The 21,406-nt window shown below is 67.6% G+C and carries 22 protein-coding genes; all 22 read right to left on the reverse strand.

What is annotated here, in order from left to right:
* Positions 1-34: 34 nt before the first annotated feature.
* Positions 35-373: an ISC system 2Fe-2S type ferredoxin gene (gene fdx, locus MPE_RS11390; protein ID WP_011829850.1), complete on the reverse strand. Its 339-nt coding sequence runs from the start codon at positions 371-373 to the stop codon at positions 35-37.
* A 17-nt stretch (positions 374-390) separates the two neighbouring features.
* The gene (gene hscA, locus MPE_RS11395) at positions 391-2,247 is read right to left on the reverse strand and encodes a Fe-S protein assembly chaperone HscA (protein ID WP_011829851.1); all 1,857 of its coding nucleotides are present in this window, start codon (positions 2,245-2,247) and stop codon (positions 391-393) included.
* Positions 2,248-2,251: 4 nt separating this feature from the next.
* On the reverse strand, positions 2,252-2,770 hold the full coding sequence (gene hscB / locus MPE_RS11400; RefSeq protein ID WP_011829852.1) for a Fe-S protein assembly co-chaperone HscB: 519 nt from the start codon (positions 2,768-2,770) through the stop codon (positions 2,252-2,254).
* Positions 2,771-2,831: 61 nt separating this feature from the next.
* The gene (gene iscA, locus MPE_RS11405) at positions 2,832-3,155 is read right to left on the reverse strand and encodes an iron-sulfur cluster assembly protein IscA (RefSeq protein ID WP_011829853.1); all 324 of its coding nucleotides are present in this window, start codon (positions 3,153-3,155) and stop codon (positions 2,832-2,834) included.
* 5 nt (positions 3,156-3,160) lie between these two features.
* Entirely contained in the window at positions 3,161-3,577 is a 417-nt protein-coding gene (iscU, locus tag MPE_RS11410; protein ID WP_011829854.1) for a Fe-S cluster assembly scaffold IscU, read from the reverse strand.
* Positions 3,578-3,622: 45 nt separating this feature from the next.
* On the reverse strand, positions 3,623-4,843 hold the full coding sequence (locus MPE_RS11415; protein WP_011829855.1) for an IscS subfamily cysteine desulfurase: 1,221 nt from the start codon (positions 4,841-4,843) through the stop codon (positions 3,623-3,625).
* A 54-nt stretch (positions 4,844-4,897) separates the two neighbouring features.
* Positions 4,898-5,431, reverse strand: a complete 534-nt coding sequence (gene iscR / locus MPE_RS11420) for a Fe-S cluster assembly transcriptional regulator IscR (RefSeq protein ID WP_011829856.1) — start codon at positions 5,429-5,431, stop codon at positions 4,898-4,900.
* Positions 5,432-5,574: 143 nt separating this feature from the next.
* Entirely contained in the window at positions 5,575-6,084 is a 510-nt protein-coding gene (locus tag MPE_RS11425; protein WP_041929656.1) for a low molecular weight protein-tyrosine-phosphatase, read from the reverse strand.
* A 108-nt stretch (positions 6,085-6,192) separates the two neighbouring features.
* The gene (thmT, locus tag MPE_RS11430) at positions 6,193-6,384 is read right to left on the reverse strand and encodes a 2-hydroxymuconate tautomerase (RefSeq protein WP_011829858.1); all 192 of its coding nucleotides are present in this window, start codon (positions 6,382-6,384) and stop codon (positions 6,193-6,195) included.
* Between the two features lie 35 nt (positions 6,385-6,419).
* A complete protein-coding gene (gene dmpG, locus MPE_RS11435) occupies positions 6,420-7,466 on the reverse strand; it encodes a 4-hydroxy-2-oxovalerate aldolase (protein ID WP_041930107.1) in 1,047 nt (348 codons plus the stop codon).
* Between the two features lie 23 nt (positions 7,467-7,489).
* Entirely contained in the window at positions 7,490-8,401 is a 912-nt protein-coding gene (locus tag MPE_RS11440) for an acetaldehyde dehydrogenase (acetylating) (protein WP_011829860.1), read from the reverse strand.
* Positions 8,402-8,463: 62 nt separating this feature from the next.
* Positions 8,464-9,774, reverse strand: a complete 1,311-nt coding sequence (locus MPE_RS11445; RefSeq protein ID WP_011829861.1) for a DUF1329 domain-containing protein — start codon at positions 9,772-9,774, stop codon at positions 8,464-8,466.
* 17 nt (positions 9,775-9,791) lie between these two features.
* The gene (locus MPE_RS11450; protein ID WP_011829862.1) at positions 9,792-11,825 is read right to left on the reverse strand and encodes a DUF1302 family protein; all 2,034 of its coding nucleotides are present in this window, start codon (positions 11,823-11,825) and stop codon (positions 9,792-9,794) included.
* 110 nt (positions 11,826-11,935) lie between these two features.
* Positions 11,936-14,335, reverse strand: a complete 2,400-nt coding sequence (locus MPE_RS11455) for an efflux RND transporter permease subunit (RefSeq protein ID WP_011829863.1) — start codon at positions 14,333-14,335, stop codon at positions 11,936-11,938.
* Positions 14,332-15,342: a YCF48-related protein gene (locus tag MPE_RS11460; RefSeq protein WP_148210934.1), complete on the reverse strand. Its 1,011-nt coding sequence runs from the start codon at positions 15,340-15,342 to the stop codon at positions 14,332-14,334. Before MPE_RS11460 ends, MPE_RS11455 begins: the two co-directional genes overlap by 4 nt.
* Positions 15,343-15,377: 35 nt before the next feature.
* Positions 15,378-16,166 carry a 2-oxo-3-hexenedioate decarboxylase gene (gene dmpH, locus MPE_RS11465; RefSeq protein WP_041929657.1) on the reverse strand — a complete coding sequence of 263 codons (789 nt, stop codon included), beginning with the start codon at positions 16,164-16,166 and terminating at the stop codon, positions 15,378-15,380.
* A gap of 14 nt (positions 16,167-16,180) precedes the next feature.
* A complete protein-coding gene (gene dmpE / locus MPE_RS11470) occupies positions 16,181-16,966 on the reverse strand; it encodes a 2-oxopent-4-enoate hydratase (protein ID WP_011829866.1) in 786 nt (261 codons plus the stop codon).
* 24 nt (positions 16,967-16,990) lie between these two features.
* On the reverse strand, positions 16,991-17,866 hold the full coding sequence (locus MPE_RS11475; RefSeq protein WP_011829867.1) for an alpha/beta fold hydrolase: 876 nt from the start codon (positions 17,864-17,866) through the stop codon (positions 16,991-16,993).
* A gap of 10 nt (positions 17,867-17,876) precedes the next feature.
* On the reverse strand, positions 17,877-19,331 hold the full coding sequence (locus tag MPE_RS11480) for a 2-hydroxymuconic semialdehyde dehydrogenase (protein WP_011829868.1): 1,455 nt from the start codon (positions 19,329-19,331) through the stop codon (positions 17,877-17,879).
* 25 nt (positions 19,332-19,356) lie between these two features.
* The gene (locus MPE_RS11485) at positions 19,357-19,797 is read right to left on the reverse strand and encodes a GlcG/HbpS family heme-binding protein (RefSeq protein WP_041929658.1); all 441 of its coding nucleotides are present in this window, start codon (positions 19,795-19,797) and stop codon (positions 19,357-19,359) included.
* A gap of 147 nt (positions 19,798-19,944) precedes the next feature.
* A complete protein-coding gene (locus MPE_RS11490; RefSeq protein ID WP_011829870.1) occupies positions 19,945-20,877 on the reverse strand; it encodes a catechol 2,3-dioxygenase in 933 nt (310 codons plus the stop codon).
* Positions 20,878-20,907: 30 nt separating this feature from the next.
* Entirely contained in the window at positions 20,908-21,270 is a 363-nt protein-coding gene (locus tag MPE_RS11495; protein ID WP_011829871.1) for a 2Fe-2S iron-sulfur cluster-binding protein, read from the reverse strand.
* Positions 21,271-21,406: the final 136 nt, after the last annotated feature.

The following is a 21,406-nucleotide window of genomic DNA, read 5'->3' on the forward strand; positions in this document are numbered from 1 at the left end:
CCTACGCCGAAATCACTGACCGGCGTACCGCCGGTCAGTGATTCTCCTTGGCGTGGTTGATCGAGTAGCGCGGAATCTCCACCACCAGATCCTGCTGCGCCAGGATGGCCTGGCAGCTGAGGCGGGAGTTCGGCTCCAGGCCCCAGGCGCGGTCCAGCAGATCTTCCTCGTTCTCGTCCATCTCGTTCAGCGACGCGAAACCCTCGCGCACGACGACGTGGCAGGTGGTGCAGGCACAGCTCATCTCGCAGGCATGCTCGACCTCGATGTCGTGCTCCAGCAGCGCCTCGCAGATCGAGCTGCCGGGCGCCGCCTCGATGCTTGCGCCCTGGGGGCAGTACTCGGGATGCGGCAGGATCTTGATGATGGGCATGGCATTCTCGAACGGGGTCAGACTTCTTCGACGCGCCGGCCAGCCAGGGCCTGCCGGATGCCGCGGTTCATGCGCTCGGCCGCGAAAGACTCGGTGCCATCGGCCAGCGCCTTGACGGCCGCATCGATGGCTGCCGCATCTTCACCGAGCGCCTGCTGCTCGGCCGCGCGCATCAGCGCCTCGATGCCGGCGCGCTCGCCGTCGGCGAGCAGGTCGCCATCAGCCGCCAGCGCGGCACGGGTGGCCAGCACCATGCGCTCGGTCTCCACGCGAGCCTCGCGCAGCGCGCGGTCGCGCATGTCACCCTCTGCGGTGGTGAAGCCCTCCTGCAGCATGCGCGCGATCTGCTCATCGGCCAGGCCATAGCTCGGCTTGACCGTCACCGCCGCTTCGACGCCGGAGGTCTGCTCGCGTGCGGTGACGCTCAACAGCCCGTCGGCGTCGACCTGGAAGCTCACGCGGATGCGCGCGGCCCCGGCCACCATCGGCGGGATGCCGCGCAGTTCGAAGCGTGCGAGCGAGCGGCAATATTCGACCTGCTCGCGCTCGCCCTGCAGCACGTGGATGGCCATCGCGGTCTGGCCGTCCTTGAAAGTGGTGAAGTCCTGCGCCCGTGCCGTGGGAATGCTGCTGTTGCGCGGGATGATGCGCTCGACCAGCCCGCCCATCGTCTCGAGACCCAGCGACAGCGGCGTCACGTCGAGCAGCAGCAGGTCGTTGCCGGAGGCATTGCCCGCCAGCTGGTGCGCCTGGATCGCGGCGCCCAGCGCCACCACTTCGTCAGGGTTCAGGTCGGTCAGCGGCGAGCGGCCGAGGTAGAGCGTGACGGCCTCGCGGATCTGCGGCATGCGGGTCGAGCCGCCGACCAGCACGACGCCCTTGACCTCGTCCTTGCTCACCTTGGCATCGCGCAACACCTTGCGCACCGCGGCCAGCGTGCGGTCGGTGAGCGGCTTGGTGAGCGCCTCGAACTGCACGCGCGTGACCGCGAGGTCCAGCAAGCCGGCACGGAGCACGACCTGCATGCGCGCCTCGGCCGCGGACGACAAGGCTTCCTTGACGGCTCGCGCGGCGACCAGCACCGCCCTCTTGTCCTGCGCTGTCTCGGCCGCGAGTCCGGCACCGGCCAGTGCCCAGTCGGCCAGAGCATGGTCGTAGTCGTCGCCTCCCAGTGCGGAGTCGCCGCCGGTCGCGACGACTTCGAACACGCCTTCGCTCAAGCGCAGCAGCGAGATGTCGAAGGTACCGCCGCCCAGATCGTAGACCGCGTAAAGGCCTTCGCTGCCGTTCTCCAGACCGTAGGCAATCGCCGCCGCGGTGGGCTCGTTGATCAGGCGCAGCACGTTCAGGCCGGCCAGTTGCGCCGCGTCCTTGGTGGCCTGGCGCTGCGCGTCGTCAAAGTAGGCCGGCACCGTGATCACCGCACCGAACAGCTCGTCGTCGAAACTGTCCTCGGCGCGGAAGCGCAGTGTCGCCAGCAGTTCGGCCGACACCTCGACCGGCGTCTTCACGCCATCGCGGGTGGCCACGCTCACCATGCCCGGCTGGTCGACGAAGCGGTACGGCAGCTTCTCGCGGTCGTCGATGTCGGTCAGCGTCCTGCCCATGAAGCGCTTGGCAGAGACGATGGTGTTCTCGGGGTCCTCGGCCTGTGCCGCCAGCGCATCGAAGCCGATCGCGCGGCGACCGCCTTCGAGGTAGCGCACCGCCGAAGGCAGGATCACGCGGCCTTCGTCGTCGGGCAGGCATTCGGCGACACCGGAGCGCACCGCAGCCACCAGCGAATGCGTGGTGCCGAGATCGATGCCGACCGCGATGCGCCGCTGGTGCGGGTCCGGCGACTGGCCGGGTTCGGAGATTTGCAGCAGAGCCATTCGTCTATTGTCCCAGCGCTTCCAGGCGCCGATCGAGATCGTGCGCAAAGCGCTCGACGAACATGAGGGCTCTGACCTGCTGCGCTGCGGCAGCCCAGTCGCGGCGCTCGTCGAGCGTGGACTCCAGTTCAGCCAGGGCCGCGCGGCGGAACGCCAGCACCTCGTCGTTGAGCGACTCCACGGCCGCGCCGTCGCGCGCGTCGTCGAGCGCCTCGCGCCAGGCCATCTGGTGGATCAGGAAGCTCGCTGGCATCGCCGTGTTGTTCTCGGCATCGACCTTCGCGCCCTGCAACTCGCACAGGTAGGCCGCGCGCTTCAGCGGATCCTTCAGCCGTGCATAGGCCTCGTTCACGCGCACGGCCCACTGCATCGCGACGCGCTGCGCCGCCGCGCCCTCGGTCGCAAACCGATCAGGGTGCACCTCGGCTTGCAGCGCCTTCCAGCGTGCATCGATCTGCACACGATCCTGGGCACAGCGCCTCGGCAGGCCGAAGAGTTCGAAATCGTCGCTGTCGAGCTTCATCGTCGTCGGGGGATCAAAAAAAGGGCGCGGCCGTGCCGCGCCCTTTTATGCATAGTCGGTTTCAGATCCGGAACGATTCACCGCAACCACAGCGGTCGCGTTCGTTCGGGTTGTTGAACTTGAAGCCCTCGTTCAGACCTTCGCGCACGAAGTCGAGCTGCGTGCCTTCGATGTACGGCAGGCTCTTCGGGTCGACCAGCACCTTCACGCCCTGGTCCTCGAAGATCACGTCCTCGGGTGCCGCCTCATCAGCGTACTCGAGCTTGTAGGCCAGGCCGGAGCAGCCGGTGGTCTTGACACCCAGACGCACACCGACGCCTTTGCCGCGCTTGCCCAGGTAGCGCGTCACGTGGCGTGCCGCAGCAGGAGTCAGGGTGACGGCCATCGTGGTCAGTGCGTTGCGGTCGCGGCGGCAGGCTGCGCGTTGCCATGCTTGGCCTTGTAGTCGCTCACGGCCGCCTTGATCGCGTCCTCGGCCAGGATCGAACAGTGGATCTTCACCGGCGGGAGCGCCAGCTCCTCGGCGATCTGGGTGTTCTTGATCGTCAGCGCTTCGTCGAGCGACTTGCCCTTGACCCATTCGGTGACCAGCGAGCTCGACGCGATCGCCGAACCGCAGCCATAGGTCTTGAACTTGGCGTCCTCGATCAGCCCGGTCGCCGGGTTGACCTTGATCTGCAGCTTCATCACATCGCCGCAGGCCGGAGCCCCAACCATGCCAGTGCCGACCGTGTCGTCGCCCTTCTCGAAGGAACCGACGTTGCGGGGATTCTCGTAGTGCTCAACGACTTTTTCGCTATAGGCCATGCTGCTGCTCCTGAAACTCGGTCGAACGGGGTGCCGGGGCGAGGCTCAGTGCGCCGCCCACTGGATGGTGCTGATATCGACGCCGTCCTGGTACATCTCCCAAAGCGGCGACAGTTCGCGCAGTTTGGCCACGTTGTGGCGGATGGTGCCGATGGCGTAATCGATCTCTTCCTCGGTCGTGAAGCGGCCGATGGTCATGCGCAGGCTGGAGTGCGCCAGTTCGTCGCTGCGGCCCAGCGCGCGCAGCACGTAGCTCGGCTCCAGGCTGGCCGAGGTGCAGGCCGAACCCGACGACACCGCGAGACCCTTGATGCCCATGATCAGCGACTCGCCCTCGACGAAGTTGAAGCTCATGTTCACGTTGTGCGGCACGCGCCGCTCGGCGTGGCCGTTCAGGAAGGTCTGCTCGATGTCGGCCAGGCCGTCGATCAGGCGCTTCTGGAGCATGCGAATGCGCTCGCTCTCGGTGCCCATCTCCTCGCGCGCGATGCGGAAGGCCTCGCCCATGCCGACGATCTGATGCGTGGGCAGCGTGCCGGAGCGCATGCCACGCTCGTGGCCGCCGCCATGCATCTGCGCTTCCAGCCGCACGCGCGGCTTGCGGCGCACGTACAGCGCACCGATGCCCTTGGGACCGTAGGTCTTGTGCGAGGCCAAGCTCATCAGGTCGACCGGCAGCGTGGCCAGATCGATCGCGACCTTGCCGGTCGCCTGGGCCGCATCGACATGGAACACGATGCCGCGCTCGCGGCACAGTGCACCGATCGCCGGGATGTCCTGGATGACGCCGATCTCGTTGTTGACGAACATCACCGAGACGAGGATCGTGTCAGGCCGGATCGTGGTCTTGAGCAGGTCGAGGTCGATCAGACCGTCTTCCTGAACCTCCAGGTAGCTCACCTCGAAACCCTGGCGCTCGAGTTCGCGCATGGTGTCGAGCACCGCCTTGTGCTCGGTCCGGACCGTGATCAGGTGCTTGCCGCGCGTCTTGTAGAACTGCGCCGCGCCCTTGAGCGCGAGGTTGTTGGACTCGGTCGCGCCGGAGGTCCAGACGATCTCGCGCGGGTCCGCACCGATCAGTGCCGCCACCTCGCCGCGTGCCTTCTCGACCGCCTCTTCGGCCTCCCATCCCCATGCGTGGCTGCGCGAGGCTGGATTGCCGAAGTGTTCACGCAGCCAGGGAATCATCGCGTCGACGACGCGGGGGTCGACCGGCGTCGTGGCGCCGTAGTCCATGTAGATCGGAAAGTGCGGGGTCATGTCCATGGCGGGCGGCTCCCTGGCATCAGGGCGTGGCTGGCGGGAGCGGAAGGCGGTTGATTACTTGCTGAAGGAGCTGCCGAGCGCGAACACGGAGTTCGGCGCAGTGATCTTGATCGGCTTGACGACCGGCTGCGACGAGATCGCCCGCTTGACCGGCGCCTCCTCGATCGACACACCCTTGGCGAGCTGGTCGTCGACCAGCTTGCGCAGCGAGATCGAGTCCAGGAACTCGATCATCTTGGTGTTCAGGCTGGCCCACAGGTCGTGCGTCATGCAGCGGCCCGAATCCTCGCCCATGCAGTTTTCCTTGCCGCCGCAACCTGTGGCGTCGATCGGCTCGTCGACCGCGACGATGATGTCGGCGACCGTGATCTCCTCGGCCTTGCGACCCAGCGAATAGCCGCCGCCCGGGCCACGGGTCGACTCGACCAGCTCATGACGGCGCAGCTTGCCGAACAGCTGTTCCAGGTAGGACAGCGAGATCTGCTGGCGCGAACTGATCGCGGCAAGCGCAACCGGGCCGCTGTGCTCGCGCAGGGCCAAGTCGATCATGGCGGTGACGGCAAAGCGGCCTTTGGTGGTGAGACGCATACTGAACTCCTTGAGGCGCGTGGCTGGCGGACCGGGTATCCGGGGGTCGCTTCACTGCGAGCCATCGGGACTTAATCCCGACTGAATAGCTCAATTATAGGTGAAGCCGACTTATTTGGTCGGACACGTCCCCGTAAGTTCCCCTACTTGCGACCCGGAGTTCGAGCCAGGTGCTCGACCAGCCCGTCGCAGGCCGCCTCGACCAAGTCCAGCACGTGGTCGAACCCGGCTGCGCCACCATAATAGGGGTCAGGTACAACTTCACTGCCCGCCGTGCGGCCGAATTCCATCAGCCGCCGGAGCTTGCGCTGGGCCTGCGGTGGGCAGCGCTCCTGGAGCAGCGCCAGATTGTCCCAATCCATCGCCAGCAGCAGGTCGAAGCGCTCGAAATCGTCGTCATCCACCGCGCGGGCCCGTTGCGCCGACAGATCGTAGCCGCGCCGCGCGGCATACGCCCGGCTGCGCTCGTCCGGCGGCTCGCCCACATGGTAGGCATGGGTGCCCGCCGAATCGACGAGCACCCACTCGGCCATCCCGGCCGCGGCCAGCCGTGCGCGGAGCACGCCTTCGGCCGTGGGGCTGCGGCAGATGTTCCCCATGCAGACCATGAGGACACGGAACGGTGGCGGGGCTTCGGGCACGGGCTTCTCCATCGAGAGCCGCGATTCTCGACGAAGCCTCCGCGCCGGCACGCCACGCGCACCATCACACCGAGGCGAACCCGGCGCTGTCGGCCGGCCCACCTGCCGAGCTGCGAATCCTCAGCGGCCGAGCGCCTTCGCGGAGACGCCGCCGATGCCCCAGTTCTCCTTGGGTACATCGTGGATCCACACGCGCACGTTCTCCTTCGGCGCCCCCACCGCCTCCATCATGGCCTGGGTGACCTTCTCGATCACGGCGCGCTTCTGCTCTTCGGTGCGACCTTCGATGAGGTAGATCTGTGCGAACGGCATGAGCCTCTCCTGTGTCCTGTGGTCGGTCGCGGCACTCAGGCGGCGGCCTTGTGCGCGGCGGCGGCGCGCTCGCGCGCCAGCGTCATCGCGGTGTCCTCGATCATGTCCTCCTGGCCGCCCACCATGCCGCGGCGGCCCAGTTCGACCAGGATCTCACGGGCCGGCACGCCGTATTTCTTCTCGGCGCGCTTGGCGAACAGCAGGAAGGACGAGTACACGCCGGCATAGCCCAGCGTCAGCGAGTCGCGGTCGACACGGATGATGTGATCCATGATCGGCACCACCAGGTCCTCGGCCACGTCCTGGATCCGGAACACGTCCACGCCGGTCGCGATGCCCATGCGGTCGCACACGGCGATGAACACCTCCATCGGCGTGTTGCCCGCGCCCGCGCCCAGTCCGGCGGCCGCCGCGTCGATGCGGTTCGCACCGGCGTCGACCGCGGCGATCGAGTTGGCCACGCCCATCGCGAGGTTGTGATGACCGTGGAAACCCAGTTCAGTCTCGGGCTTCAGGGCGCCGCGCACCGCGCGCAGCCGCACCGTCACGTCGTCGGGCAGCATGTAGCCGGCCGAGTCGGTGACGTAGATGCAGTTGGCCCCATAGCCTTCCATCAGCAGCGCCTGGCTCACCAGCTTCTCGGGGCTGGCCATGTGGGCCATCATCAGGAAGCCCACGGTGTCCATCTCGAGCGAGCGCGCCTTCGAGATGTGCTGCTCGGACACGTCGGCCTCGGTGCAGTGGGTGGCCACGCGCACGGTGTGCACGCCGAGGTCCTTGGCCATCAGCAGGTGGTCGACGGTGCCGATGCCCGGCAGCAGCAACGCCGACACCTTGGCCTGCTTCATCAGCGGGATCACCGCACCGAGGTATTCCTCGTCGCTGTGGGCCGGGAAACCATAGTTGACCGACGAGCCGCCCAGGCCGTCGCCGTGCGTCACCTCGATCAGCGGCACACCGGCGGCGTCCAGGCCGCTGGCGATGCTCTTCATCTGATCCAGCGTCATCAGGTGGCGCTTGGGGTGCATGCCGTCGCGCAGCGTCATGTCATGGACGGTGATCTTCTTGCCTTGCAGGTTCATCATGGCGTTCTCCTTCGTCCGGGTCAGGCCGGCACAGCTTCGAGCTTGAGCGTGCCGGCGATCAGTTCCTCGGCGAACATCTCGGCGGTGCGTGCGGCGGCGGCGGTCATGATGTCCAGGTTGCCGGCGTACTTGGGCAGGTAGTCGCCCAGGCCCTCGACCTCCATGAAGACCGAGACGCGCTTGCCGTCGAACACCGGGCCATTGACCAGCTTGTAGCCCGGCACGTACTTCTGCACCTCGCGGATCATCTGGTGGATCGATGCGGTAATCCGGTCGCGGTCGGGCTCGTCCACCGTCAGACAGTGCACGGTGTCGCGCATGATCAACGGCGGCTCGGCCGGGTTGATGATGATGATGGCCTTGCCCTTCTTCGCGCCGCCGACCTTCTCGACCGCGCCGGCCGTGGTGCGGGTGAACTCGTCGATGTTCTTGCGCGTGCCGGGGCCGACCGAGCGGCTGGAGACGGTGGCGACGATCTCGCCGTAGGCCACTGCCTGCACCTGCGACACCGCGGCCACCATCGGGATGGTGGCCTGGCCGCCGCAGGTGACCATGTTGACGTTCATCTCGCGCCGCCCGAGGTGCTGCTTCAGGTTCACCGGGGGCACGCAGAACGGGCCGATGGCCGCCGGCGTGAGGTCGATCATCATCACGCCCAGCGCGTTGAGCTTGCGCGAGTTCTCGGCGTGCACATAGGCACTGGTCGCGTCGAAGGCGATCTGCACGCCGTCGGCCTTGACATGCGGCAGCAGGCCGTCGACACCCTCGGCGGTGGTCTTGAGCCCCGCGTCGCGGGCCCGCTTGAGGCCGTCGGAGCCGGGGTCGATGCCGACCATCCACACCGGCTCGAGCACCGGGCTGCGCTGGAGCTTGGCAAGCAGGTCGGTGCCGATGTTGCCCGGCCCGATGAGGGCGCACTTGATCTTCTTCATGAAAAACTCCGGGAGTGAACAGATTCAAGGGCCGGCGACCCGCGTCGCCGGCCGTGGGCTCGTCAGTCGCCGCCTCGCATGTTCTGCACCTGGAACAGGCTGGGCGGGTTGAGCTTGGGATCGACCTGGCCCTTGAACTGGCCGGTGGTGCAGTGCTTGGCCTGCACGTCGATCATCGAGAACGAGTCGTCGATCGCGATGCCGGTGCCCTTGTTGACCGGCAGGTGGTGGTCGGGGTGCGACTTGCCGATCGTGAAGGTCTTCCACAGCTCGCCCTTGCGGTCGTAGATCAGCGTGCGGTTGATGTTGAAGACCTGCGCATCGACGTGGAACACGCGCTTGCTCACCGGGTGGCTGGCCAGCACCGGTGCGGCCTCGAGCACGTAGACCTTGCGCAGCTGCCAGGTGATCTTCGGGAAGCAGCCGCCCTGCCCGCCGAAGTCCACGAACTTGTAGCCGCTCGGGTCCTTGAACTCGTCGGTCAGCTGCAGCTCGTTGTGGTTGTAGTAGGGCATCAGGATGTTCTTCGTGCCCTTGAACGTCCACTTCATGTCCGAGATGCGGCCGTTGTAGCCCTCGAAGTCCTCGATCATCAGGTCGGCGCCCAGGAAGGCATCCGTCGTCTGCCCGGTGGCGAGCCGGCGCACGCGGCGCTGGAAGCCGAGGTAGAGGTAGGCGTCGTCGAACTTCAGGTCGTCCTCGTAGCGCTGGATCAGGAGCTGCGTGTTCTTCAGGTCCTGCGGCTCGAGCACCTTCACGTAGATGCCGCGGAACAGCTCCGACGGGTTCGGCGTCACCTCGGGCACCGGGGCGTGCTGCACGCGGTGCTTGAAGTTCAGGAAGTGGAAGTTGAACTTCAGCGTGCGCTCGACCTGGCCGCTCGTCATGTTGCGGTACTTCCAGTAGAACGGGTAGATCGCGGCGTTGTCGCCCCAGTTGAGGCCGTACTTGAAGTTCCAGGCCAGCTTCTCGCCGGCGCGCGGGTCGTCGGCCTTGGGCTCCTCGGGGAAGGGCCGGCCGGCAACGAAGCCGGTGATCTCACCGTTCTGGGCACCGAGCTTGGCGGTGTTCAGGTTCTTCTTCGTGGCCTCGACGTAGAACTTGTCCATCGCGAACTGCGTGGTCGGTCCGACCTTGATCTCGTCCCAGCCGTTCTTGACGATCTGGTAGAGGCCCGGGTCCAGGGCGTCCTTGAACTGCTCGACATTGCCCTTGTTCACGACGGTGCCGGCCGCCAGCCCGGGGAAGCTCGGGAAGCCGTTCTTGTACGGGTTGAACGCGGCCTCCACGTCGGCCTCGGTGGCGGCGCCGGCGGCCAGGGCGAAGCCCGCCGTGACCAGGGCCAGCCCGATCTGATGAATCTTCGTTGTCATGATGCTTGTCTCCTGCTTCAGAACTGATACCGCGCGGTGAGGAAGATCTCGTTCTCCTTCCATGCGGCGCCGATGGGGCCGGCGCGGAAGCGCCCGAGGGGCTCGAAGCCGCCGAAGCCGCGCGAGTAGGGGGTGGTGGGGTCGGCGTCACCGAAGGGCGCGGTGAACGGCCCCCACGGGTTGCACGAGCGGCAGTCGTCGAACTTCCAGCGGTCCTCGCCGTTGCGCAGCTTGAAGTTGCCCCCGAAGCTGATCTTGAACTTGTCGGTGACGATCCAGTCGACCTGCGGGGAGGTGACCAGCGCGCGGGCCTGCACGTCGTAGGCCGTGATCAGCTGCGGGCTGACGCGGTCGTTGACGAGGAAGGCCTTCATCAGCAGCGTGGCGATCACGTTGTTCTCCCAGTCGGGCATGCCCACCGGGCCGAACTGGCCGCGCTCGTACTCGTGGTCGAAGATGTGCTGGTAGAACAGCTGCGCGGAGAACAGCGTGGTGCGGTTGGGGTTGATGAAGGGCACGAAGGTGGGCCGGTCGAAGCCGACCACCGAGCGGAACACCTTGTTCTTCGAGTACAGCTGGGGCTTGAGGGTGTTGGCGAACTCCTCGCCGTTGGTGAAGGCCGCCTCGACCCGCACCGCCGCCTTGGCCGCCTGCCACTCGAAGTCCATCGAGCCGCCGATGAGGTTCACGCGCGGGAAGTGCATGTCGAAGGCGATCAGGTAGGGCCAGCCGCCCTGCGCGTCGGTGCGCGTCTCGCCGGTGAAGGCGTTGGTCGCGCCCTTGCCGCCGCGCAGCGAGGGCAGCTGCGAGCGGTAGGTCAAGGCGTTGAGCGAGAACGACAGGCCGTCCTGGCTCACGCCCTCGTACTTCAGCCCGAGCTGGGTGTTCTTCAAGCTCCAGTTGGGCAGCTTCACGTCGCGCAGGCCGATCTGGCCGGGGCCGAAGTCGGTGGCGAGCAGCACGCCGGGGCCGACGTTGGCGAAGTTGGCCACCGTGCCGCCGTTGTCCCACAGGTTCTTCATGCCGCGGAAGAAGCAGCCGGCGTCGAGGATGACGTTGGCGGTGCCGCACTGGCCGAGGTTGTTGGGGCGGAACTTGTCGAAGTTCCACACCAGCTGCAGGTTGCGGTCCTGCATGCTCTCGCTCGGGCCCATGCGGTACTCGGCCTGGGCGATCCACATGGGGATGCGGATGTCCTGGAGTTCGTCGTAGATGTTGTTGCGCGAGTAGTCGACCGGGTTGATCACGTCGAGCACGCGGAACAGGTCGGTGCGGCCCCACACCACCTGCTGCTTGCCCAGCTTGAGGAAGAGCTGCTTGCCGTCGGCCAGGCCGACGGTGTTGGTGACGAAGGCTTCGCGGATGACGTCCCAGCGTTCGTTGAACTCGGGCAGTTCGAGCTCGCTGCGCTTCTTGTCGCCGTAGCCGCCGAAGTCGGCGCAGCCGCGCCGGTCGGTGTCGCAGGGGCGCACGGGGGTGGCGAACTCCACCCCGCCGTTGAGCGAGTCGTGCCAGCGGTCACCGAGCAGGCGCAGGCCTTCGTTGGGGTTGTAGTTGGGCGCGGCGGGGTTGGTGGAGTTGAAGCCGAAGACGTTGTTGACCAGCCCGAGGCCGTCGACCAGGCCCTTGTTGACGATGCCGCTGCCGTGGGGCACCGGGGGCGGTCCGCCCTGGGACTCGAGCAGCACGCCGCCGCCGGCCTTGCGGCCGTACTGGTCGTCGTTCATGCGGTAGACGCCGTCGAAGCTGCCGCGCAGGATGCTGCGGAACTTCCAGCCGCCTTCGAGCTTCTTGTCGGCCTCGACCTGCAGGGTGTTGCGGAACTTGGAGAGTCCGACGCGCTCGCCGGTCGCGTCCTTGCCCCGGAAGCGGGTGTCGTTCTCGTAGTAGATGTCGACCTTCCAGGGGTCGACCGGCGCGGCGGCGTCCTGCGCCTGGGCCAGGCCGCACACGGCCAGGCCGCCGGCCAGCGCCGCGCGCGCGAGGCGGCGGGACTGGCCCGCGCGGGGGGTCGCGCCGCTTCGGCGCGCAGTGTCTTGTCTGTTCTTCATCGTTGTCTCCTCGCTGCGTGGGTTCCTTGGATGGAATCGAATGCACACCTTCTCTTGGAGCGGGCAGTCCCCTGCCCGCGCGTCTTCACTCCTGGGTTCGGGGCGGCGTCTCAGGCGGGCTGGAGCGCCGCGGGGGTCTTGTCGTCGCGGTCGGGGGTCTCGGCGGTCACGAAGCGGGGCTTGAAGACCACGCACCAGGCCGGCACGATGAGCATGGCGGCGACGGCGTTGACGATGAGCATGAAGGAGAGCAGGACCGCGGCGTCGGACTGGAAGCGCAGGTCGGAGAGGAAGATCCACATGACGACGCCGGCGATCAGGGTGAGCGCGGTGAAGCTGACCGCGTAGCCGGTGGTGCTGAAGGCGTTGATGGCGGCCTGGCGGATGTCGTGGGTGGCTTCGTACTCTTCGCGGATGCGGTCCATGAAGTACACCGCGTAGTCGATGCCCACGCCCACGCCGACGGCGATGACGGGGACGGTGTTGACGCTGATGCCGATGCCCTGGATGCCCATGTAGGCGTAGGTCATGACGGTGGAGAACAGCATGGGCAGGACCATCAGCCAGCCGGCATGGAAGGACTGGTAATAGACCATCACCAGCAGGAAGGCGATGCCCATCACCAGGGGGATGATGAGCATGTGGTCGGCGTGCAGGGCTTCGTTGGCCGCGGCGGTGACGCCGATCAGGCCGCCACCGAGTTCGATGGTGAGGCCGGGCACGCGCTGCTCGATCTCGGCGGCGCCTTCCTTGGCGAGTTCGACGGCGCGGTTGATGGTCTCGGCGCGCTGGTCCTTGTAGAAGAAGACCATGTTGGCCTCGTTCTCGTCGGCGTTGACGAACTCCTTGAGCGCGCCGGGGATGGGGCTGGAGGCCATGTAGGCGAACATGAGGCCGCCGACTTCGGCGGCGTTGTCGGGCAGCTGCATCCAGCGGGGGTCGTCGCTGTGGGTGAGGCGGTTGACGGCACGCACCATGGCCGGGATGGCCTTGACGCCGCCGAGCGCGGGGTCGGCCTGCATGTGTTGCTGGAAGTCCTCCATGGCCTGGAGCACTTCGGGGCGCTTGATGCCGCCCTTCTCGGCGGTGCGCGCGACGATGTGGAGTTCTTCGGAGCCGGGGAAGCGGGCGTTGATGGCCTTGGTGGAGAGGTTGAAGTCGTGGTCGCGCTTCAAGATGGGCGAGCCGGGCTCGGATTCGCCGATCTGCACGCGCGCGGCGTACAGGCTGCCGCCGGCCATGAGCACGGCCGAGACGGCGAGGATGGCGATGGCGCCGCCGCGGGTGCCGCCGGTGCGGGTCATGACGGCAGCGAGGAAGCTGCGCATGCCCTGGTTCTTGTTCTCGGTCTTCTTGGGCTGGGGCAGCACGGTGAGCGCGAGCGGGACCATGAAGTGGACGGTGAAGATGACGGCCAGGCCCCAGAAGCCGGCGGAGACGCCGAGCTTCCAGTTGAAGGGGGCCGCACCGAGCACGAGCACGGCCAGGCCGAGGGCGTCGACGACGATGGCGAGCGAGCCGGGCCGGAACAGGGCGTCGAGGGCGTTGCGCGCGGCTTGCTTGCCGCTGTGGGTGACGGCGAGTTCTTCGTAGTAGCGCGCCACGAGCTGTACGCCGTGCGAGGTGGCTCGCGCGGCGATCAGGAAGGGGATGGGCATGGACAGGGGCTCGAGGTTGTAGCCGAGCCAGGCCATGAAGCCCAGACCCCAGATGGAGCTCAGCGCGATGCCCAGCAGCGGGAGCGCGACGCCGTAGAAGCGGCGGAAGTAGACGATCAGCAGCAGCGCCAGCAGGGCCAGCGTGGAGAACATGATCGCGATGATCTGGTTGAGGTAGGTGTAGACGTAGCCGGTGAGCACCGGGTTGCCGGTGACGTAGACCTTGTGGCCGGGTTGTTCGAGCTTGTGGCGCACGTCCTGCAGCGCGGCGAAGGTCTTGGCGTAGTCGATGTCGCCTTCGTTGAGCTGGGCCTTCACCAGCGCGGCCTTGAGGTCGGGCGAGACGAGCAGGCCGTAGATGCGGGGGTTGGCGATGACGTCCTTGCGCAGTTGTTCGAGCTGCTCGGCGCTGCGCGCGGGCTGGGCCGGGTCGTAGTAGGACTCGGAGGCGAAGTTGCCGTCGGCGGTGAGGTAGACCTTGCGCGCGGTGCGGTGGGTGAGGCTGGCGACGAGGTTGTGGTTGACGCTGGGGAGGTTGTCGATGCCCTGGGTGGCCTGGTCGATGAGCGCGAGGGTGCGGTCGTTGAAGATGGTGCCCTGCTCGACTTCGATGGCCATGACGATCATGTTGGCGCCGCCGAAGTTCTCCTTGATGCGGTTGTAGGTCTGGATGTAGGCGTGCTTCTGCGGCAGCAGGTCGCTGAAGTCGGTGTAGATCTTGAGCGCGGGCAGCTGGGTGGCGAAGCCCAGGGTGACCGCCAGGATGATGCCGAGGACGTACTTGGGGTTGGCGAAGAGCCATTCTTCGCCGCGCTGCAGGACAGCGACGATGCGTTGGCGCAGGCCGTTCATCGGGCGGCTCCTTGGCTGGGGGTGTGGGGGTCGTGGGCGGCGAGCGCGATCTGGCCGGGCGCGGTGACGACGTGCAGGGCGCCGGCGGAGCCGGCCACGAGCATGGAGCGGGCGTCGAGCACGGCGCCGGCTGCGAGGTAGGCGGGCGGGACGAGGCCGTGGTCGAAGCGTTCCCAGGTGTCGCCTCGCTTGACGACCATGAGGCCGCCTCCGCCGAGGCCGTAGAGTTCGTCGCCCTGGCGCAGCAGGGTGTACATGGGGGCGGCGGCGCGGTTGTCCTGGGCGCGCCAGGTCTTGCCGCCGTCGGCGGTGTGCCAGATGACGCCGCCCAGGCCGCTGGTCCAGCCGTTCGAGCGGTCGGTGAAGACGGTGGCGTAGGGGTAGAAGTCGCCGGGGATGGGGGCTTGCTTGACCCAGGTCTTGCCGGCGTCGGCGCTGGTGAGGACGGTGCCGAATTCTCCGGTGACGACGGCGTGCTGGTCGTCGATGAACTGGAGGGTGGTGAGGAGCGCGTCTTCGTCGAAGTCGCGGGCTTCCCAGGTCTGGCCGCGGTCGGCGCTGGAGAGGAGCGTGGTGTGGCTGCCGGCCACCCACAGGCGTCCGTCGGGGGCGCAGGCGATGGCCATGGGGTTGATCTTGCCGGGCAGGGGTCGCGCGCTCCATTGCTGGCCGGCAGCGTCGCCGATCCAGACTTTGCGGTAGAAGTCCAGGCCGATGAAGCTGCCGTCGGCGCAGGCGGTCAGGGCAATGACGGAGGCCGGCGAGGCCAGGCGCTGGCGGCTCCAGCTGCGCCCCGCATCGGCCGAGCTGACCAGCGCCCCGCTCGCGGTCCCCGCCACCAGGACCTTGCCGTTGCTCGACGCGGACTGGAAGGTGTCGGACCTCAGCACAGACTTCTCGCGCTCAGCCATCACCGCACTGAAATCAGGCGCCTGCATGCAGCCGCTCAGACCTTGCAGACCAAGGAGCAGCAGCAATGCGCTCAGGCCTCGGCGGATCGTGTTCATGGGTGTCTCGTCTCTCTCGTTCTTCTGTTCAGGTCTCAGACGAAGCGCATCGACACGCTGCCGAGATCCTGGAAACGCACGTTGACCGCGTCGCCCGCCTCGACCGCGATCGCCTCGGTGACGCCGCCGGTCATGATGAAAGTGCCGGCCGGGATTTCCTGCCCGCGGGCACCGAGGTGGTTGGCCAGCATCGCCACCGCCGCCGCCGGATGGCCCAGCACCGCGGCGCCGGCCGCCATCGCGACGACCTGGCCGTTCTTCTCGAGCACCACGCCGAGCGTGCGCAGGTCGAGCTCGGCCAGGTCGCGCATGCGCCCGCCGACGACGAAGCGCGAGGCCGAGGTGTTGTCGGCCACCACGCTCTTCAGGTCGAACTTGAAGTCGCGGTAGCGCGAGTCGATGATCTCGACCGCCGGCACCACGAAGTCCACCGCGGCGAGCACGGCGCCGACGTGGCAGCCCGGGCCTCTCAGCGGCGCCTTGGTGACGATGCAGATCTCGGCTTCCACCTTCGGGTGGATCAGCTCGGAGGCCTGGATCTCGCCGCCGTCGGGCCGGCTCATGTAGTCGCTGACGAAGCCGAACACCGGGCTGGTCACGCCCATCTGCTTCATCTTCGCGAACGAGGTCAGGCCGGCCTTCAGGCCGACGGTCTTGTGGCCGCGCGACTCCTTGCGACGACGGATCTCGTCCTGGATCGCGTAGGCGTCGTCCCAGTCCATGCCGGGAAAGTCGTCGGTGATCTTGGTGACGTCGCGCGCCTGCAGTTCGGCCGTTTCCAGGTGCTCGGCGAGCTGGGCGATGGTCTTGGCATCGAGGTTCATGTCGTTTCTTCCGCTCATTCGACGAAGCGCACCGAGGTACTGCCGAGGCCCCCGACGCTGCAGTACAGGCTGTCGCCGGCCACCACCGGCACGAGCGGCGATTGCGAGCCCGACAGGATCACGTCACCGGCCTTCAGCGCGATGCCGAGACGGCCCAGCGTGTTGGCCAGCCAGGCCACGGCATTGACCGGCGAGCCCTGCACCGAGGCGCCGGTGGAGGTGCTGACGATCTCGCCGTTCTTCTCGAGCACCATGCCGGCCAGTGCGAGATCGAGACGGCGCGGATCCTTGCGCACACCGCCGAGCACCAGCACACCGCAGGAGGCGTTGTCGGCCACGGTGTCCTGGATCTTGATCTTCCAGTCCCTGATGCGCGAGTCGACGATCTCGAAGCACGGCATCACGCAGTCGGTGGCGCGCAGCACGTCGGCCGCGGTGACGCCGGGGCCGATCAGGTCGCGCTTGAGCACGAAGGCCACCTCGGCTTCTGCCTTCGGCGCGATCAGCGTGCTCATGCGGACCGGCTCGCCCTCGTTGAAGGCCATGCCCGAGAGCAGGTGGCCGAAATCGGGCTGGTTGACCTTGAGCATGTCCATCACGACCTTGCTCGTCACGCCGATCTTCTTGCCGATCACGGTCTCGCCGGCATCGAGCCGACGCTGGATCATGCGCAGCTGGATCTGGTAAGCGTCGTCTATCGTGATCTCGGGTTCGCGCTCGGTCAGCGGCGCCACCGGCGTGCGATTCAGCAGCGCCTGGTAGAGCTCGTCGCCGTAGCCCTGGATGCGTTGGAGGTCCATGGTCTGGAATCGGGAAGTGAGAATTCAGGGGGTGGCGCTGGCGGCGGCATCGGCTTCCGCGAGGAAGTCGCCGACCAGCCGGACGAAGCGCTCGGTGTGCTCGATCTGCGTCCAGTGACCGCAGCGGCCAAACAGGTGCAGCTGGGCGTCCGGGATCCACTGCGCCAGCGTCAGCGAGGTGCTCATCGGAATCACCTGGTCGTCGCGGCCGTGGATCACCAGCGTGGAATGCGGCAGCGCGCGGATCGCGGCCTCCGGGCTGGCGAGCGCGTCGACCCAGCGCTGGCGCGGCGCCGGGAACATGGCCCCGAACGACTCCTGGAAGCCGGGGCGGATGCTGGCCTCGTAGCGCAGCTTCGCGAGCTCGTCGTTGACGAGCCGGCGGTCGTGCGCGAACACGTCCATGATGCCGCGCATGTTCTCGAACGACGGGGTGTAGCCCCACACCGCGTCGAGCCCCGGCGTGATCGGGAAGCGCACGCCGACACTGCCCATCAGCACCAGCCGGCGCACCCGTTGAGGATGGCGGATCGCCAGAGCAAGCGACAGCGCACCGCCGAAGGAATTGCCCACCAGGTCGGCCTGCGCGATGTCGAGCGCGTCCAGCAGGTCCACGGCCTGCTGCACCCAGGCGTCCATCGTGTAGACGCCCGACTGGTCGGCCGGCTGCGGCCGGTCGGTGTAGCCGAAGCCCAACATGTCGGGGGCGACCACGCGGCGCTGCGTGGCCAGCCGCGGCAGCACCAGGCGCCAGTTGGCCCAGGCGCTGACACCGGGGCCGGAGCCGTGGACGAACAGCACCGGCGGCTGGCCGGGCGCCGAGGCGCCCTGGTCGTGCACGTTGCTGTCGAAGCCGCCGGTGCGGACTTTCTTGCCAATCTCGGGATTCGCGCTGCTCATGGTCCGGTCCTCACAGCTTCACGCACACATTGCGCAGCTCGGTGTAGAACTCGAGCGAGTGCACGCCGCCTTCGCGGCCGATGCCCGAGGCCTTGGCGCCGCCGAAGGCGGTGCGAAGGTCGCGCAGGAACCAGCTGTTGATCCAGCAGATGCCGACCTCGACTTGCCGGGCCACGCGGTGCGCGGTGCCGAGGTTCTGGGTCCACACCGTGGTGGCGAGTCCGTAGTCGGTGGCATTGGCCAGCGCGATCGCCTCCTCTTCGGTGTCGAACGGCGCGATGTGGCAGCACGGGCCGAAGATCTCCTCGCGGATCACTGCGGCCGACTCGGGCAGGCCGGTCCAGATCGTCGGCTGCACCCAATGGCCTTCGGCCAGCGCGCCACTCATCTTCGGCACGCCGCCGCCGGTGACGACGGTGGCGCCCTGCTCCACCGCCTTGCGGTAGTAGCTCAGCACCTTGTCGCGGTGCTCGGCCGAGATCAGCGGACCCAGGCCCACGCCGGGCTCCTCCGACGGGCCGATCTTCAGCGCCTCGGCCTTGGCCTTGAGCGCCTGCACGAACTTCTCGAAGATCGGCCGCTGCACGTAGACACGCTCGGTGCCCAGGCAGACCTGGCCGCAGTTCTCGAAGGCACTGCGGGTGATGCCCGCCACCGCCTTGTCGAAGTCGGCATCGGCGAACACGATGCCGGCGTTCTTGCCGCCGAGCTCGAAGCTGACCGGCCGCACGCCCTTGGCCGCCGCGGCCATGATGGCCTCGCCGGTGCGCGTCTCGCCGGTGAAGGTGATCGCGTCGACGTCCGGGTGCTGCGTGAGGAAGGCTCCGGCCGAGTCCGGGCCGAAGCCGTGCACGACGTTGTAGACGCCCTTGGGCATGCCCACCTTCTGCATCACCTCGCCGAGCAGCGTGGCAGTGGCCGGCGTCTCCTCGGAGGGCTTGACCACCACGGTGTTGCCGCAGGCCAGCGCCGGGCCGACCTTCCAGGTCATCAGCAGCAGCGGCAGGTTCCACGGGCAAACCACGCCGACCACACCTACCGGCGTGCGCACCGCGTAGTTCAGCGCCTGGCCGCCGTCGGGCGTGGCCATCTCGAAGGTCTCGGCCGGCACGTTCTTGATGATGTCGGCGAACACCTTGAAGTTGGCCGCGCCGCGCGGGATGTCGATGTGCGAGGCCAGGCTCAGCGGCTTGCCGGTGTCGGCGATCTCGGCCGCCAGGAAGTCGTCGAAGCGGCGGTTGATCTCGTCGGCCACCGCATACAGCAGCTCGACGCGCTTGGCGACGGGCATGCGGCCCCACTCGCCCTTCAGTGCACCGCGCGCCGCGGCCACCGCCGCGTCGACCTCGGCGCGGCCGGCTTCGTGCACCAAGCCCAGCACCCGGTTGTCGACCGGCGCACGGTTGGCGAAGGTCTTGTCCGTGGCGACGAATTCGCCATCGATGAAGTTCAGGAACTGTTTCATGCTTGCTCTTGGATCACTGCGAAATTCATGACGCCTGCGCGACGAGTCCGATGGCCGCCAGCCCGGCCCGCGCACAGGCTGCGTCCTGCTCGGCCGTGCCGCCCGACACGCCGAGCGCCCCGACGCGCTGCGCGCCCTCGAAGGCCGGGACGCCACCACCGAACACCACCAGACGCGGCACCGCCGGCAGGCCGGCCTTCAGCGACGCGTCGCCCTCGAGCACCGGCCCCCAGCCCTCGGTCGGGAAGCCGAAGCTCGCCGCCGTGTAGGCCTTGTCGATCGCGATGCCACCCGAATGCAGGAAGGCGCCGTCCATGCGCAGGAAGGCCAGCAGCACGCCGCTCACGTCGACCGCCGCCGCGTTGACCCGGATGCCGAGGCCGCGCGCATGCGCGACCGCCGCCGCGACGGCGGCATGCGCCGCTTCGGACGAGAGGTTGCGCAAGGGAACGGTGGAAGATGTCATCTCGGTCAATCGATCATTCGGTCTGTCGGGTCGCCCGACGCTTCGGTTCGCCACGGCCCACCTCAGCAGACGCAGCGGATCCGGCTCCGCCGGTCCGCCAGCGCCGCCCCCTTCGAGGGGGAGCGGCGCAGCCGCAACGGGGGTGGGTCAAGTCACGACGCTCAGGAAGGCCTCGTTGAGCTTGCGGTCGTGATAGAAGATCGCGCGGCCCAGTTCGTCGTCGGTCCAGGTCAGCGGCGGGCGGTCCGGATAGGCGATGTAGCCGCCGGAGAACACCTCGTTGCGGTTGCCGCTCGGATCGAAGAAATAGATGGTCTCGCCGCGCGTGATGCCGTGGCGCGTCGGGCCGATGTCGAGCGAGACGCGCTTGCGCGTGATGATGTCGGCCGCCTTCAGCACCTCGCCCCAGTTGTCCAGGATGAAGGACGCGTGGTGGAACTTGTTCTTCTCCGGGTGGCGGATGAAGGCCACGTCGTGCGGCTTGTTGGAGCAGGTCAGGAAGGCCGCGATCTGCAGGCGGTCCGGGCCGGCCACCACCTGCTCGGCGAGACTGAAACCCAGCACGTCGATGAAGAGCTTGACGGTGCCGTCGAGGTCGTCGCCGTACAGCAGGCAGTGGTCGAAGCGCGTCGGCGACATGCCCTTGAGGCCGTCCGGGTAGATCTCCGGGTTCTCCAGCGGCATGCCGTTGCCGACCTTCTCCTTCTCGGCGAACAATTCGATCGAGTGCCCGGTCGCCACCGTGAAGCGGAAGCGCTCGCCGGTCTTGAGCATCTCGCCGGCCTCGATCCACTGCAGCTGGGTCGCCAGACCGCTGGCCTTCACATCGGCGGCCAGCTTCTTCAGCGTGGCCGGCGAATCGACGCGGAAGCCCAGGAAGTCCATGCCGGCCTCATCGGCCTCGCGCAGCACCACGCTGTGGTGGTCGTGCTCGTCCCAGGCCTTGAAGTAGACGCGGCCCTGGGCGTCGCGGCCGCTCTCCCACAGCCCCAGCACGTTGCCGTAGTGTTCGATCGCCGCCTTCATGTCGAGCACGCGCAGCTGCACGTGTCCGGGTCTCAGTACGCCAGTCATGGCCATGGTTGTCTCCTCTTGGGGGGTGGGTCGCGGTCAGGAAGTCGTCGATCGCTGCGCGGCACGCGCAGCGTCGAGGAAGGAACGGGCATGGCTGCGCTCGATGCAGCGCGCCATCTTCTCGACGGCGCACAGCCGCAGGTCGCTCTGCGGGTAGGCGCGGCAGGCCAGCACATAGCCGGCCGCCTGCTCGGCCACGCTGACGTGGGCGCGGCTCATCTTCTCGGTGCGCACGGTGCCGGTCTCGATGCGCACCTTGCAGACACCGCAGCCACCGCCGCGGCAGCCGACCGGGATGCCGCGGCGCGCCAGCGCCTCCATGCCTTCGAGCAGCGTGCGCGTATCGGCGCAGCCATAGGCCTCGCCGGTGTTGTCGATGTGAACCTCGTAGTGCGACATGGCCTGCCTCAGACCTGCTCGCGCCGCGGTGCGCTGTTCATGCCTTGTCTCCTGACCGTGCGGCCGGTGCCACGTGTCTTTGCACGCGCTGCATCACGACCGAACGGTTGAAACGATAGGGTTCGCGTCCGATACT

It is taken from the genome of Methylibium petroleiphilum PM1 (assembly GCF_000015725.1).
Classification (GTDB): domain Bacteria; phylum Pseudomonadota; class Gammaproteobacteria; order Burkholderiales; family Burkholderiaceae_C; genus Methylibium; species Methylibium petroleiphilum.